Source organism: Marinobacterium iners (assembly GCF_017310015.1).
Taxonomy (GTDB): domain Bacteria; phylum Pseudomonadota; class Gammaproteobacteria; order Pseudomonadales; family Balneatricaceae; genus Marinobacterium; species Marinobacterium iners.
This window is the reverse complement of the sequence record NZ_CP022297.1, coordinates 3992480-4006476: the sequence shown is the minus strand read 5'-3', so window position 1 is coordinate 4006476 and position 13997 is coordinate 3992480. Positions and strand designations below refer to the sequence as shown.

Sequence of the window (13997 nt, the reverse complement as noted above, 5' to 3'; positions counted from 1 at the left end):
ATGTGTGGAATTGTAGGCGCCATTGCAGCGCGCTCCGTGGCCGGAATTCTGCTGGAAGGTCTGCGTCGCCTTGAGTACCGTGGTTATGACTCAGCCGGTATGGCGGTGCTGGACCATGGTCAGATCAGCCGCCTGCGCCGTATTGGTAAAGTACAGGCGCTTGCTGAGGCTTGTGAGAAGCAGCCGCTGGCCGGGCATCTGGGTATCGCCCACACCCGTTGGGCGACCCACGGCAAACCATCGGAACAGAATGCCCACCCGCACATGTCCGGCGAGCGTCTGGCGGTGGTACACAACGGCATTATCGAAAACTTCGAGCCGCTCAAACGTGAGCTGCAGCAGAAGGGCTATGTCTTCACCTCGGAAACCGATACCGAAGTGGTTGCCCACCTTCTGGATCGCGAGCTCAAACAAGGTCTGACCTTAGTGGATGGATTGCGCCAGACGTTGAGTTATCTGGAAGGCGCTTTTGCACTGGGCGTGATTCATGCCGATAGCCCGGAGCAACTGCTGACCGCGCGCAAGGGCAGCCCACTGGTGATTGGGGTTGGCATTGGCGAAAATTTCATCGCCTCCGACCAGCTTGCACTGCTGCCGGTCACCGACCGCTTCATGTTCCTTGAAGATGGTGATATTGCGGTGCTGGAGGCTGAGCGCATTCAGGTATTTAATGCCAGTGGAGACGTGGTCGAACGTGCTGTGACCACCTTCGAGCATGGCTTGGGCAATGCCGATAAGGGCGAGTTTCGCCATTTCATGCTCAAGGAAATTTACGAGCAACCGCGGGTTATGCAGGCGGTACTGGAAGGGCGCACCGCCTCGGGCCACTTGCTGGAGCAAGCGTTTGGCAGTGGCGCAAGTGCAGTGTTTGATCAGGTGAAACAGGTGCAGATCGTGGCCTGCGGTACCAGCTACCATGCCGGGATGGTAGCCAAATACTGGATTGAAGATCTGGTGGGCATCCCCTGTATGGTTGAGGTGGCCAGTGAATTCCGTTACCGCCCGGTAGTGTTGCCTGAGGGGACTCTGCTGTTGACCCTGTCCCAGTCTGGTGAAACGGCCGATACCCTGGCGGCACTGCGTGAAGTAAAACAGCGCGTGCTGGCCACACTGGCAATCTGCAATGTGCCGGGCAGTTCACTGGTGCGGGAGTCTGATCTTAGCCTGATGACCAATGCCGGCCCTGAAATCGGGGTGGCGTCTACCAAGGCATTTACCTCCCAGCTGGTTGCCCTGATGTTGACCACCATTGCGTTGGGGCGTCGTCACAGCCTGACCGCTGCGCGTGAAACAGAGCTGATTGCAGCCCTGCAGCAATTGCCTGAACTGCTGCAACAGCTGCTGCAGCTGGATGGTGCGATTGAGCAGATGTCGACGCACTTTGCCGAAAAGCACCATGCATTGTTTCTTGGTCGTAACAGTCTTTATCCGGTGGCAATGGAGGGAGCTCTCAAGCTGAAAGAGATCTCTTACATTCATGCCGAGGCCTACCCGGCTGGTGAACTCAAGCATGGCCCGCTGGCGCTGGTGGATAAGGAGATGCCGGTCATCGCGGTGGCGCCTCGCAATGGCATGCTGGACAAGCTCAAGGCCAATCTACAGGAAGTACGTGCCCGAGGCGGTGAACTGTTTGTGTTTGCCGGTTGCGAGCAAAGCATCCAGCCAGAGGATGGTGTGCATGTGATCCATCTTCCCGAGATGCCAGCCATACTGGATCCGATAGCCTTTACATTGCCATTGCAATTGCTGTCATACCACGTTGCCGTACTCAAGGGTACGGATGTGGATCAGCCACGCAATCTGGCCAAATCGGTTACGGTGGAATAAGAGATACTTGTGTCACAATGAAAAATGCCCTGCAGTGCAGGGCATTTTTGTATCTGCGAAGTGTGGGCCTCTCATGTTGAGTCGCGGTGGTCGTTCCGCTTTAACTCGTGCATAACCGGCTCGGGTCGTGACCAGACAACGACTGCGCCGATGGTGATGAAAACCAGAATGCTCAGGAGCAATACAGGGTGGCGGATACTGATTAGTACGATACAAAGTGCCACAAACATGCCGATACTGGCGGTCCATTTGGTGCGTCGATCGATAAAGCCACCCTGTTCCCAGTTGTGCAGACATGGGCCAAGCAGTCGATGTTGTTCCAACCAGCCGCGCAGGCGGGGTGAGCAGCGCGAAGCACTCCAGGCGGCGACCAGTACGAAGATGGTGGTGGGCAATCCCGGCAACAGGGCGCCGATCAAGGCCAGGGCAATACAGACCCAAGTCAGCAGTAACCAGCCCCAACGCAATGGGGGGCTGATTATTTCAGATTGTGTCTGTCGCCTGACTGAAGGCATGAGTGAGGCTCCGTATCTTGACCATACAGTATGGATAATGGGCCAATACTCACCGAAAGGACAATTTAAAAGCCCGCTGCTTGCCATAGCTCAACTCAATCATCAGCCACAGTCGAGGTTGGTCGTTGCAGTGTTTCAACGATGTAATTCAGTACCCGACGTGAGTAAATCAGGCTGGTGTGAGAGAGGGGAAATACCTTGTGTTCGGTCATGCCGGTGACACGGGTTTCATCAATCAGGACGGTCCCATCGGATATCGAATCCCTGCTCAGCAAAGGCATCAGCCCCACAGGCAAGTCGCCGGCGATACTGTATAGCCGGGCTTTAAAGGGCCAGTGATGATTGTCGGCCAACAAATATTCGATGCTGTTTTTAAGCATCCCCTTGAACCTGGAATCATGAATCTCACGGGCCAGGTGGCTGCCCTTGTGAGGGGTGCCCAGCGTAATGACCGAGTCGACCCAGTGGCTCTGTTTGCTGTTGCGTTCAAGGTAGCGCCGTGCAATCAAACCTCCCATGGAATGGCAGACGAAAGCGGTGGGCTCGTTGTCGATAAACTCATCGATTCGAGTGCAGATCGTATCCAGATCGGGCGACAGTGTGTTGTAGGTCAGGTTGAGTGTCTGATAACCCTGTTTATGCAGGCGCTTGCATAAAGGGCGCATCACCAGTCCTGACATGTAGAGACCGTGCAACACCACAACTTTTTGTACGTGCATAACGGCAGTGGCTCCATCCATCTGTTCGTGTCAGCTTAACCCTTCAGTGAAATGGAGGAAAGACCGCCTTTTGCGCTACCGGACCATGGCTGTTCCTCTGGCTGAGCGGTAGGATAGGTGGCATCAACCAGGCTGACAGGGACTGAAATGAACGAAACCATCTTCATGCTGGCGATCGACTTTATTGCGCTTATTGGTGTTGTCGTGCTGTTGCTGATTGTTGTCCTGCTTATTGTTGGCGTGATTATGTATCAGATAGACAAGCGCCAGACGGCACATACCATACGGCGCAACTATCCCTTGTTGGGGCGATTCCGCTACCTGTTCGAAACACTGGGCGAATTTTTGCGTCAGTATTTTTTTGCCATGGACCGTGAAGAGATGCCGTTCAATCGTGCCCAGCGGTCCTGGGTCTATCGGGCGGCTAAAAATATTGATAATACGGTGGCCTTTGGTTCGACACGGGATCTGCGCAAGCCGGGGACTTATTACTTCCTGAACTGCCCGTTTCCTACACTGAGTGAAGATGCGGCCAGTACACAACCGATGAGGATTGGGCCCTACTGCCGGCAGCCCTACGATGCGCCATCCTTTCTCAATATTTCGGGCATGAGTTTTGGTGCTCTGTCGGCACCTGCGGTACAGGCATTGTCGATGGGAGCAGCAAAAGCGGGTTGCTGGATGAATACCGGTGAAGGCGCCCTGTCGAAGCATCACCTGACCGGTGGCTGCGATATCGTATTTCAGATTGGCACTGCCAAGTACGGCGTCAGGAATGAACAGGGACGGCTTGACGATGCGCGCCTGGCGAAAATAGCCGCGATTGAACAGGTCAAAATGTTCGAAATCAAGCTGAGCCAGGGCGCCAAGCCGGGCAAGGGCGGCATATTACCGGGCGACAAGGTGACAGCCGAGATTGCCGAGGCGCGTGGCATACCGGAAGGGCAGGCCTCGATCAGCCCCAATCGCCACCCGGAAATATCCAGTATTGATGACCTGCTGGATTTTATTGCACATGTGCGTGAAGTGACCGGAAAACCGGTTGGCTTCAAGCTGGTGCTGGGTAGTACGGATTGGCTGGATGCATTCTGTGAAGCTGTGTCAAATCGAGGCAGCGAGTCGGCACCGGATTTCATTACCCTGGACAGTGCTGACGGCGGCACCGGGGCAGCGCCCATGCCGCTGATGGACAGCGTTGGCCTGCCACTGCGTGAGAGCCTGCCACTGCTGGTCAATAAACTCATTCAGCATAACCTGCGCAACCGGGTGCGAGTGATTGCATCGGGCAAGTTGATCAACCCGACCGATGTGGCGGCAGCGATCTGTCTGGGGGCTGACTTTGTTGTGACCGCACGTGGTTTCATGTTTGCGCTGGGCTGTATTCAGGCATTGCAGTGCAACAAAAACAGCTGCCCCACCGGCATTACCACTCACAACCCCAAACTGCACAAAGGGCTGGTACCGGATGTAAAGGCAGAACGGGTAGCCAACTTTCACCACAACCTGGTGCATGAAGTCGAAATGATTGCCCATGCCTGCGGTGTATCAGAACCTCGCCAGCTGACACGTGAGCATGCGGCCGTCGTGGTCGATGGTGGTGGGTCGGTACCGCTGAATATCCTCTACCCCCGCTCCTGAGAGCGGAAAGAGTGAAGCCAGCAATCAAGCTGGCTTCACTATTGGTTCAGCGTTCGTCGTCGAACCAGGATTCGCGGTCAAGCCAGGTCATCAGCTCCTTTTCCTCCTGATGACGCTCAATGGCTCTTCGGTCCTCAAGCAGGCGTTTGGTCGCGTGTTGCTTGCGCCGGATTTTCTGTTCAACATCGTATCCAACCATGATGTCGAAAACCTCAGTCTGAATCGGGTCCAGATCCTGTTCTTTCCGTATCAGCATAGCCTCTCTCCGATCTCAGGGTTGCCGCTATCGGGAGACAGAAGGTGTCTGTCCGATGACAGCAAACACTCCAGGAGTTTTTTATTTACCCTAACCGGCGCCGAATTTCAAATCACCGGTATGCATCAGGGTAGAGGCTTCGTGTTGCAGCGAGATGAATGACGGCTCTATTCGCCGTCATCCTCGCTGTCTGATCCGCGGCGCAGGGTGGGAATCCGCTTGTCGTTCTGGCGCAGGCTGCGCAGGCTGCGTTTGATGGTCTTGAGGTGGTCCAACAGTACCGGTCCCAGTTTCATGGCCACGCCAACGGCCAGGACATCAATGATGACCAAGTGTACGACGCGCGAGGACATCAGCGTGCTCAGATCCTTGTCCTCTTCCACATCGACATGAATGGGAATGGTTGCCAGATCGGCAAGGGGGGTGTTGCCCGGACAGAGGGTAATCACGGTTGCGCCCTTGTCCTTCACCAGTTTGACGGTATGCAGCAGATCCTTGGTACGGCCCGTTTGGGAAATGGCTACAACGGCATCACCTTCACCAAGCGTCAGGGCCGAAATGGTCTGCATGTGAGGGTCGGAATAGGCGGCTGCCGATACCATCAGCCGATAAAACTTGTGCTGGGCATCGGCACAGACCGGTGCCGATGCCCCGAAACCGTAAAACTCGACCCGGTTTGCCTTTGCCAGACAGTCGATCGCCTCTTCCAGGGTGCCGGGATCAAGCTGATCGCGGATATTGATCAAGTTGCCGATCATGGAGTCGAAGATCTTCTGCTTAAACTCGATCACTGTGTCTTTGGAATCGAGTGAGAACTGTTCATAGCTGGCGTTGCTGGCGAGACCCTGGGCCAGTGTCAGCTTGAAGTCCTGAAAGCCATCGTAATCCAGCGCACGACAGAAGCGTACTACGGTCGGTTCACTGACTTGTGCTTCGGATGCCAGATCAACAATACGCATGTGAATTACGTCATTGGGGTTGGCCAGCACATAGTCAGCCACTTTCTGCTCAGACTTGCGCAGGTCAGAGCGGGCTTCAGCAATTGATTTGAGCAGGTTGAAGGAGTTCATCTCCGTCACATCCGATTATCAGCAGAAGGTCAGGAGTATAACAACGAAAACGGTATCGGCCCAATGCTGCTCAAGTGCTGTTCTGGCCTGCATTCAGGTAATTGCAGCCTGTATGAGAGCATGCTAATTTCAAAAACGTTATCCACGCTTAACAACAAATTATAAAGCATAAGGAACAAGAGCCGTGAAACGCAGACAATTCATTCAGGGTGCTGGAGCCGCTACAGTCGCAGCAGGTACCCTGGTATCCGGTAAGGCGATGGCCGCGCCGGAATACAAATGGAAGATGGTCACCACTTGGCCGAAAAACTTCCCGGGCCTGGGCACGGGCGCCAACCATCTGGCCGACATGATCAAGCAGATGACCAATGGCCGCATCGAAGTGAAGGTGTATGGTGCCGGTGAGCTGGTCGGGGCATTGGAGATCTTTGATGCCGTCTCCCGCGGTACGGCGGAAATGGGTCATGGTGCCGCCTATTACTGGAAGGGCAAGAGTACGGCCGCTCAGTTTTTCTCTGCCGTACCCTTTGGTCTGACGGCTCAGGAGATGAACGGCTGGCTCTACCACGGTGGTGGCATGGAGCTGTGGCAGGAAGTGTATGACCAGTTTGGCCTGGTTGCCGGAGCCGCCGGTAACACCGGTGTGCAGATGGGCGGCTGGTTCAACAAGGAGATCAACAGCGTTGAGGACCTCAAGGGCCTGAAGATGCGTATCCCAGGCCTGGGCGGCGAGGTGCTCAAGCGTGCCGGTGGTACTCCGGTACTGCTGCCCGGCGGTGAGATATTCCCGTCACTGCAGTCTGGTGCCATTGATGCTACCGAGTGGGTTGGTCCGTACAACGATTTGGCGTTCGGTCTGCACAAGGCAGCTAAATACTATTACTACCCGGGCTGGCATGAGCCGGGCACCACGCTGGAATGCTTCATCAACAAGGAAGCGTTTGAGGCTCTGCCCGATGATCTGCAGGCAATTGTGCGTGCGGCCCTGCGGGTAGCCAACCAGGATATGCTGGCCGAATCCATGGTGAAGAACAACCGTGCGCTGGAACAGCTCGTGAACGAGCACGGCGTCGAGCTGCGCAACTTCCCGGAAGACGTGATGCGCAAGCTGCGTGAAATCTCTGATGAAGTGGTGGCAGAAGAAGCGCAGAAGGATGCCATCACCAAGAAAGTGTATGACTCCTTCGTGGCCTATCGGGCTCAGGTTGAAAAATGGACGGCTGTGGCTGAGCAGGCCTATATCAATGGCCGTTCGCTGAGCTGATCTGCAGTCTGCTGCACTGAAGAGGATTCAAGGTCGGGTACTGTCCGGCCTTGTTTTTTGGGAGGTATCGTGTCGGATCAACTTCAAACCCTCAGGGACTATTTGACTCGTCACCACGGTGGTGATGGTTCTGTGGCGGCTCAGCGAACGCTGGAGGGACATGCGCGCAACCATGATGACCTGTTCCGCCGCTTCTGGGCAGAGCAGGCAGAGCCTGTTTTGTCCCGTGGCAGCCGGGTGGTAGACCTGGGCTGTGGCCCGGGGCTGTTTCTGCGAGATCTGTCCTTGAGCGGCCCCGAGCTGGATCTGGTTGGGGTTGAAGCAGCCCCTTACATGCTGGAGCAGGCTTGCGAGGACGACTACGACTTCAGCATTCGTGTGGCTGATTTGAATGACCCACCGGCAGATCTGTTTGAAGCCGAATCCATAGATGCTGTGCTGGCGAACCGTCTATTGCACGAACTGCATCAGCCGTTGGTGCTGTTGCAGCAACTGCATGACTGGCTTAAGCCGGGTGGTGTACTGATTCTGGTTGATATGGTGCGCCAGCCGTTGGGCAGTTTTCTGACCCACAAATTTGGTCAGGATCGACTGGATGAAAGGCAGGACGCCAAGGCGATGGCTGCCCTGTTTGAGGATTACTTCGAACACAACCGCTATCACGACTACGACCTGCTGGCGCTGCTGAGTTTGACCGGCTACGAAGTGCTGGCGGATGAATCGATCCGCAGTGGACGGGCGGTACAGATCGCGGCGCGCAGGCCTTTATAGCAAGTTTTGCAGCTATCGGGATGGCGGCGGTACCCTTTGCGTGCGACACGCTTTGCGTCATCCTTGACCGCTCGACTGCCGCCGTCCTTGGCGGCAGACGGTCGCACACAAATGGCACCGCCGCCGAGCAGCTGTCACACCTTGTGATAGATCTCGGCGCCGCTGTCCTTGAACTCTTCCGACTTCTGTTTCATGCCCTGTTCCGCCTGGGCATTGATCGCCGCGACCTGCGCATCGTCCAGCTCACGAACCTCCTGAGAGATCTTCATGGAGCAGAACTTGGGTCCGCACATGGAGCAGAAGTGCGCCACTTTGGCTGATTCCTTCGGCAATGTTTCATCGTGGTAGGCACGGGCAGTGTCCGGGTCCAGACCGATGTTGAACTGGTCTTCCCAGCGGAATTCGAAGCGCGCCTTGGACATGGCGTTGTCGCGGATTTGCGCGCCGGGATGACCTTTCGCCAGATCGGCCGCATGCGCCGCGATCTTGTAGGTGATGATACCGGTCTTGACGTCATCCTTGTTGGGCAGGCCCAGGTGCTCCTTCGGCGTCACGTAGCAGAGCATGGCACAGCCGTACCAGCCGATCATCGCCGCGCCGATACCTGAGGTGATGTGGTCGTAGCCCGGCGCGATGTCGGTGGTCAATGGGCCCAGGGTGTAGAAGGGCGCTTCGTGGCACTCCTTCAGCTGCTTGTCCATGTTCTCCTTGATCATGTGCATCGGCACATGGCCCGGACCTTCGATCATCACCTGCACATCGTGCTGCCAGGCAATCTTGGTCAGTTCGCCCAGGGTTTCCAGCTCAGCGAACTGGGCGGCGTCGTTGGCGTCGTAGACCGAGCCCGGACGCAGGCCGTCGCCCAGGGAAAAGGCTACGTCATACGCTTTGCAGATCTCGCATATCTCTTCAAAATGGGTGTAGAGGAAGTTTTCCTCGTGGTGAGCCAGGCACCATTTCGCCATGATGGAGCCGCCACGGGAGACGATGCCGGTCATGCGCTTGGCGGTCAGCGGCACGTAGCGCAGCAGCACGCCCGCATGGATGGTGAAGTAATCCACGCCCTGTTCCGCCTGTTCGATCAGGGTGTCGCGGAATACCTCCCAGTTCAGGTCTTCGGCGATGCCGTTGACCTTCTCCAGCGCCTGGTAGATCGGCACGGTACCGATGGGAACCGGCGAGTTGCGCAGGATCCATTCACGGGTTTCGTGAATGTTCTTGCCGGTGGACAGATCCATGATGGTGTCTGAGCCCCAACGGGTGCCCCAGGTCATTTTGGCGACTTCCTCCTCAATGGAGGAGGTGACTGCGGAGTTGCCTATGTTGCCGTTGATCTTCACCAGGAAGTTGCGGCCGATGATCATCGGTTCCAGTTCCGGGTGGTTGATGTTGCACGGGATGATGGCACGGCCTTCAGCCACTTCCTGGCGTACGAACTCCGGCGTGATCTCCTCCGGCAGGTAGGCGCCGAAGTTATGGCCCGGATGCTGCTCGGCGACGATGTTGCCCTCAGCCTTGGCCTTGGCCAGCTTCATGTTCTCGCGGATGGCGATGTATTCCATCTCCGGCGTGATAATGCCCTGGCGCGCGTAGTGCAGCTGGGTCACGTTCTTTCCGGGCTTGGCGCGGCGCGGTTGGCGGGTCAGCTCAAAGCGCAGCTCGTCCAGACGCAGGTCGGCGGCACGGGCGCGGCCGTATTCGGAAGTCAGACCGTCCAACTGCTCGGTGTCGTCACGTTCCAGAATCCAGTTTTCACGCAGCGGTGCCAGGCCCTTGCGCACGTCGATGCAGGCGTCCGGATCGGTGTAGGGGCCTGAAGTGTCGTAGACATACAGCGGATCGTTCTTTTCGCCGCCCATGTCGGTCGGTGTATCGTCCAGGGTGATTTCGCGCATCGGCACGCGGATATCGGGGCGGCTGCCTTCAACATAGACCTTGCGGGACTTCGGGAAGGGCTGCACGGAGTCCCTGTCGACCTGTGCACTCTGGTTGAGGGGCATTGAACTCGGCTGTTGGGTACTCATCTCACTCTCCGGTTTTATCGTTTTTTGTGCGTGTCAGGAGGCTTAATCGGCCAGATCCAGGCCCATCTGCCAGAAACTGACTTCCATGCGGGTGGCGGTGCTAAAGCGCTGTTCCAGTGCGGCCAGACGGCTGGCGGAAAGATCCTGCCCCAGCCTGTCCAGCAGCTCACGTTCGGTGGCGGCCGCCTGCTGATATTCCTCGCTCAGGTACATCTCGATCCAGGCGTTGTACGGGTTGCCTTCGCGGAGGGTATCCGGCTGTTCGGTCAGCCAGTTGGCGATTTCGGCATAGCCGATGATGCAGGGCGCCAGCGCCACGTGCAGGTCGAGCAGATCGCCGGCGAATCCTGCATCCAGTACATAGCGGGTGTAGGCTACTGTGGCCGAGGCTTCCGGCAACGCCTGTAACTGTTTTTCGCTGATGCCCCAGTCGCGGCAGTAGTCGACATGCAACCCGATTTCGGTATCCAGCATGGCGTTGAGACCGGCCTGGGCGTAGCGCATGCTGTCCAGGTCTTCGCTTTTGAATACGGCCAGACCCCAGGCACGGCTGAACTGGATCAAAAACAGGTAATCCTGCTTCAGATAGTGCTGGAAACATTCCTTGGGCAAGGTTCCCTGTCCCAGCTGGCGCACGAAGTCGTGCTGGATATAGGCGTTCCAGTCATCGGCACACCGGGTTTTTAGATGGTCGTACAGTGACTTATTCGCAGATACGTTTGCAGACACGGGGTACCTCCTGTTCGGTTACGGCTGCGGGGTCGAGGCTGGCGCTGAAGAACTGGTGTTCCAGCACGCACATCTGGCGGAACAGCCTGGCCAGTTCCTCCAGCGTGGCGTCATTGCGGTCGGTAAAGCTGTCCACCTGGCCGCGCAGCCAGGCGACGAACTGCTCGAACTCGGGCAGCACATGGATGTCGATCCATTCCTGCAGATAGAAACGGCTGCCGCGCGGCTTTTTCGCCTGTTGCTGCGACCAGCTCAAATAGGACCATTCGGCGACGCAGAGGCAGATGATGGCGCGTTCGTAGCTGACTTCGGACGCCTTCATGGTGTCGATGATCGCCCGGCTGACCGGATGCAATGCCGGGTTCAGGTAATCGGCCTCGCTCAGCCCCAGTGCTTCGAAGGAACGCAGGAAATAGGTGTTCTCGTCGCTGGTCAGCGCCGCTAGGAAGCCGGCCAGCACGGCTTTTGGCGGCATCGCCGGGGCGTTGGCGAGGGTGCGGGCGACCAGGTTGACCAGGGTGTCGATGAAGGCGTAGTCCTGCACCAGGTAGCGGGCATAGACCTCGTCGGCCAGGCGGTCATCGCCCAGCGCGTCGGTGAACGCATGGTTCACCGCCCGGTTCCAGTCGGTTTCGGCGTAGCCGCGCAGCTGTTCGCTCAGCGGCTGCTGTGGGTGCTGTTGGCGGTAATCGGCAAAGGTCATCGGGCTTTCCATTTTGTTTGGCTCAAAGCTATCCATGTGGGTGTTCAGGGCACGATGGCGTAGTCGGCCACCGGCGGATTACTTTTGGTCAAGCCCTGCTCCTGCATGAAGGCGCCGACGCGCTGGTAGCGGGCCTTATCCAGTGCTGCCGGACGCAGCGCGAAACGACTCAGGGTGTCGGCCCAGGCGCGACGGTTGAGTTCGGTGTTGAGCTCGTCTGGCTTGTAGCTGACGAAGGCTTTCCAGGCGTCATCCGGGTGGTTGACGATGTACTGGGTCGCCTGTTCCAGTGCGGCCATCACACGGGCGAAGCGTTTGTCACCCCGATCCTGGTTGTTGATCACCAGCACCAGCTCGTCATAGGCGGGGACGCCTTCTTCCTCGACATAAAAGGCGCGACCCGGGTAGCCCTCGATATCCATCTGGTTAAGCTCGAAATTGCGGTAGGCACCGATCACGGCATCCACCTTGCCGGTGATCAGTGACGGCGACAGTGACCAGTTGACGTTGACCATCTCGATATCGTCCAGCGTCAGGCCGTGCGGCTTGAGCATGGCGCGCATCAGCGCTTCCTCGTAGCCGCCCACCGAGTAACCCACCTTCTTGCCCTTGAGGTCGGCCAGGGTCTTGATCGGGCCCTGATCCAGAACCACCAGCGAGTTCAGCGGTGTGGCGATCAGGGTGCCGATGCGGGTCAGTGGCAGTGTTTCACCGACCATCACGTGCAGCTGCGGCTGGTAGGTCAGCGCCATGTCGGCCTTGCCGGCGGCAACCAGCTTGGGTGGCATCGACGGGTCGGCAGGCTCCACCAGATTCACCTCCAGCCCCTGCTCGGCGAAGTAGCCCTTCTGCTGAGCAACGATCAGTGGGCCGTGATCGGGGTTGATGAACCAGTCGAGCAGCAGCTCGACCTTGTCGGCTGCCAGTACCTGTGTTGAGAGCAGGCAGCCACAGAGCAATGCAGTCAATCGTTTCATTATGAAGTACCTTGGGGTGCGGACGACGTGGACTCATCCAGCCAGGGGGTGAGTCGTCGTGCGATCAGGTTGACGGAGAAATAGAGGGCCAGTGCCATGAAGGCCAGCACCAGCAGGGCGGCAAACATCAAATCCACCTGCATGCGGGCGTTGGCGTGCAGCATCAGATAGCCCAGTCCGGTGGAGGAACCGACCCATTCGCCGATCACGGCACCTATGGGTGCCACTGACGCGGCGACGCGCAGGCCGGAGCCAAGGGCAGGCAGGGCAGCGGGCAGGCGGATCTGCAACAGCTGGGCGCGGCGGCTGGCGCCGAGGGTGCGCGCCAGCTGTAGATAGCCGCTGGGCGTCTGGCGCAGGCCGTCGAAGCAGGCGGCGGTCACCGGGAAATAGATGATCAGCGTGGCCATGGCGATTTTGGAGGTCATGCCGTAGCCAAGCCAGAGCATCAAAACCGGCGCCAGTGCAAATACCGGGATCGCTTGGCTGACCACCAAAACCGGCAGCAGCCAACGGCGTAGGCTGCCCCAGGTTACCAGTGAGAGAGCGCTCGCCAGCCCCAGCAGCACGCCGAGCATCAGGCCCAGCAAAATCTCGATCAGGGTGACACCGGCGTGCTTCATCAGTAGTGGAAACTGACTGAACAGAGTTTCCAGCACGCGCAGGGGGCCGGGCAAAATGAATGTGGGGGCATCGGTCAGCCAGACAATCAGTTGCCAGATCAGCAGCAATCCGGTGGTGATGATCAGTGGGCGCAGAACCTGCATCATGCGGCACCTTCCATCAGCAGCTGAAGCAGCTGTGCCTGCAGCTCAAGCAGGGCAGGGTCGGTGACCGGTCTGGGTGTGCTTCCAATCGGCACTATCGGGTCCGACAAGCGTGCTGGGGAGCCTTGCAGCACCAGTACACGATCCGACAGGCGCAGGGCTTCCAGTGGGTCATGGGTTATCATCAGCACGGTTCGATCGGCCAGCAGCCCGGCGGCCAAGTCCTGCAGTTTGAGCCGGTTGATCGCATCCAGTGCAGAGAAAGGCTCATCCATGCAGACCAGTGGCTGATCCTGAAACAGAGTGCGGGCCAGTGCCACACGCTGGCGCTGACCGCCGGACAGCTGCCCCGGCAGGGCAGTGGCTCGATCGTTCAGACCCACCTGCTGCAGCAAATATCCGGCCAGTTCACTCTGTTCGCCTGAGGGTTTGCGGCCCTGCTGCAGCCTGGCGCCAAGCAGCACGTTGTCTTGAAGATTCAGCCAGGGCAGCAGCAGATCCTGCTGGGACATCCAGGCCACGCGGCCAGCCAGCGGCAGGCCATCACTGCAGTGAATCTCGCCACTGATGCTGGCCTCGTCGGCAATGCCGCAGAGCAGCTGCAGCAAGGAACTTTTGCCGACACCGGACTGGCCCAGAATGCAGGTCCACTGCCCACTTGGCAGTGTCAGATTCAGGTCGCTGAATACGCAGTGCTGCTGCCAGTGCAGGCTGGCCTGACGAAGTTCAATATCCAA

General features: G+C 57.9%; 14 protein-coding genes. 4 read left to right on the top strand and 10 right to left on the bottom strand.

Annotated features, from left to right (window positions below):
• Positions 1-1827 carry a glutamine--fructose-6-phosphate transaminase (isomerizing) gene (gene glmS / locus CFI10_RS18885; RefSeq protein ID WP_206837606.1) on the top strand — a complete coding sequence of 609 codons (1827 nt, stop codon included), beginning with the start codon at positions 1-3 and terminating at the stop codon, positions 1825-1827.
• Between the two features lie 71 nt (positions 1828-1898).
• On the opposite strand, the gene CFI10_RS18880 is transcribed toward glmS, so the two are convergent.
• Together CFI10_RS18880 and CFI10_RS18875 are read right to left on the bottom strand one after the other, a co-directional pair.
• Complete coding sequence (locus tag CFI10_RS18880; RefSeq protein ID WP_206837604.1) at positions 1899-2342, bottom strand: YbaN family protein; 444 nt, start codon at positions 2340-2342, stop codon at positions 1899-1901.
• A 95-nt stretch (positions 2343-2437) separates the two neighbouring features.
• Positions 2438-3082, bottom strand: coding sequence for a PGAP1-like alpha/beta domain-containing protein (locus tag CFI10_RS18875; RefSeq protein ID WP_242530059.1), 645 nt, complete (start codon positions 3080-3082; stop codon positions 2438-2440).
• 126 nt (positions 3083-3208) lie between these two features.
• On the opposite strand from CFI10_RS18875, the gene CFI10_RS18870 reads away from it, so the two are divergent.
• On the top strand, positions 3209-4699 hold the full coding sequence (locus CFI10_RS18870; RefSeq protein WP_206837602.1) for an FMN-binding glutamate synthase family protein: 1491 nt from the start codon (positions 3209-3211) through the stop codon (positions 4697-4699).
• 46 nt (positions 4700-4745) lie between these two features.
• Here the strand turns inward: CFI10_RS18870 and CFI10_RS18865 are convergent, their stop codons facing one another.
• Both CFI10_RS18865 and CFI10_RS18860 read right to left on the bottom strand, forming a co-directional pair.
• Positions 4746-4955, bottom strand: coding sequence for a PA3496 family putative envelope integrity protein (locus CFI10_RS18865; RefSeq protein ID WP_206837598.1), 210 nt, complete (start codon positions 4953-4955; stop codon positions 4746-4748).
• 167 nt (positions 4956-5122) lie between these two features.
• Positions 5123-6025 (bottom strand): SIS domain-containing protein, encoded by a 903-nt coding sequence (locus CFI10_RS18860; protein WP_091827864.1) that lies wholly within the window; start codon positions 6023-6025, stop codon positions 5123-5125.
• A gap of 184 nt (positions 6026-6209) precedes the next feature.
• Between CFI10_RS18860 and CFI10_RS18855 the strand changes: the two genes are divergently transcribed.
• Positions 6210-7289 carry a TRAP transporter substrate-binding protein gene (locus tag CFI10_RS18855; RefSeq protein WP_206837596.1) on the top strand — a complete coding sequence of 360 codons (1080 nt, stop codon included), beginning with the start codon at positions 6210-6212 and terminating at the stop codon, positions 7287-7289.
• A 69-nt stretch (positions 7290-7358) separates the two neighbouring features.
• Positions 7359-8060, top strand: a complete 702-nt coding sequence (locus tag CFI10_RS18850; protein ID WP_206837594.1) for a class I SAM-dependent methyltransferase — start codon at positions 7359-7361, stop codon at positions 8058-8060.
• 134 nt (positions 8061-8194) lie between these two features.
• On the opposite strand, the gene thiC is transcribed toward CFI10_RS18850, so the two are convergent.
• The 6 genes from thiC to CFI10_RS18820 all read right to left on the bottom strand — a co-directional run bounded on the left by thiC (position 8195) and on the right by CFI10_RS18820 (position 13997).
• Complete coding sequence (gene thiC, locus CFI10_RS18845; RefSeq protein ID WP_206837591.1) at positions 8195-10060, bottom strand: phosphomethylpyrimidine synthase ThiC; 1866 nt, start codon at positions 10058-10060, stop codon at positions 8195-8197.
• 66 nt (positions 10061-10126) lie between these two features.
• A complete protein-coding gene (tenA, locus tag CFI10_RS18840; protein ID WP_425270419.1) occupies positions 10127-10813 on the bottom strand; it encodes a thiaminase II in 687 nt (228 codons plus the stop codon).
• Positions 10788-11552, bottom strand: coding sequence for a TenA family protein (locus CFI10_RS18835; RefSeq protein ID WP_206837587.1), 765 nt, complete (start codon positions 11550-11552; stop codon positions 10788-10790). The genes tenA and CFI10_RS18835 overlap by 26 nt, the downstream gene beginning before the upstream one ends.
• 8 nt (positions 11553-11560) lie before the next feature.
• On the bottom strand, positions 11561-12493 hold the full coding sequence (locus CFI10_RS18830) for an ABC transporter substrate-binding protein (RefSeq protein ID WP_206837584.1): 933 nt from the start codon (positions 12491-12493) through the stop codon (positions 11561-11563).
• On the bottom strand, positions 12493-13260 hold the full coding sequence (locus CFI10_RS18825) for an ABC transporter permease (RefSeq protein WP_206842303.1): 768 nt from the start codon (positions 13258-13260) through the stop codon (positions 12493-12495). The genes CFI10_RS18830 and CFI10_RS18825 overlap by 1 nt, the downstream gene beginning before the upstream one ends.
• Complete coding sequence (locus CFI10_RS18820; protein WP_206837581.1) at positions 13260-13997, bottom strand: ABC transporter ATP-binding protein; 738 nt, start codon at positions 13995-13997, stop codon at positions 13260-13262. Before CFI10_RS18820 ends, CFI10_RS18825 begins: the two co-directional genes overlap by 1 nt.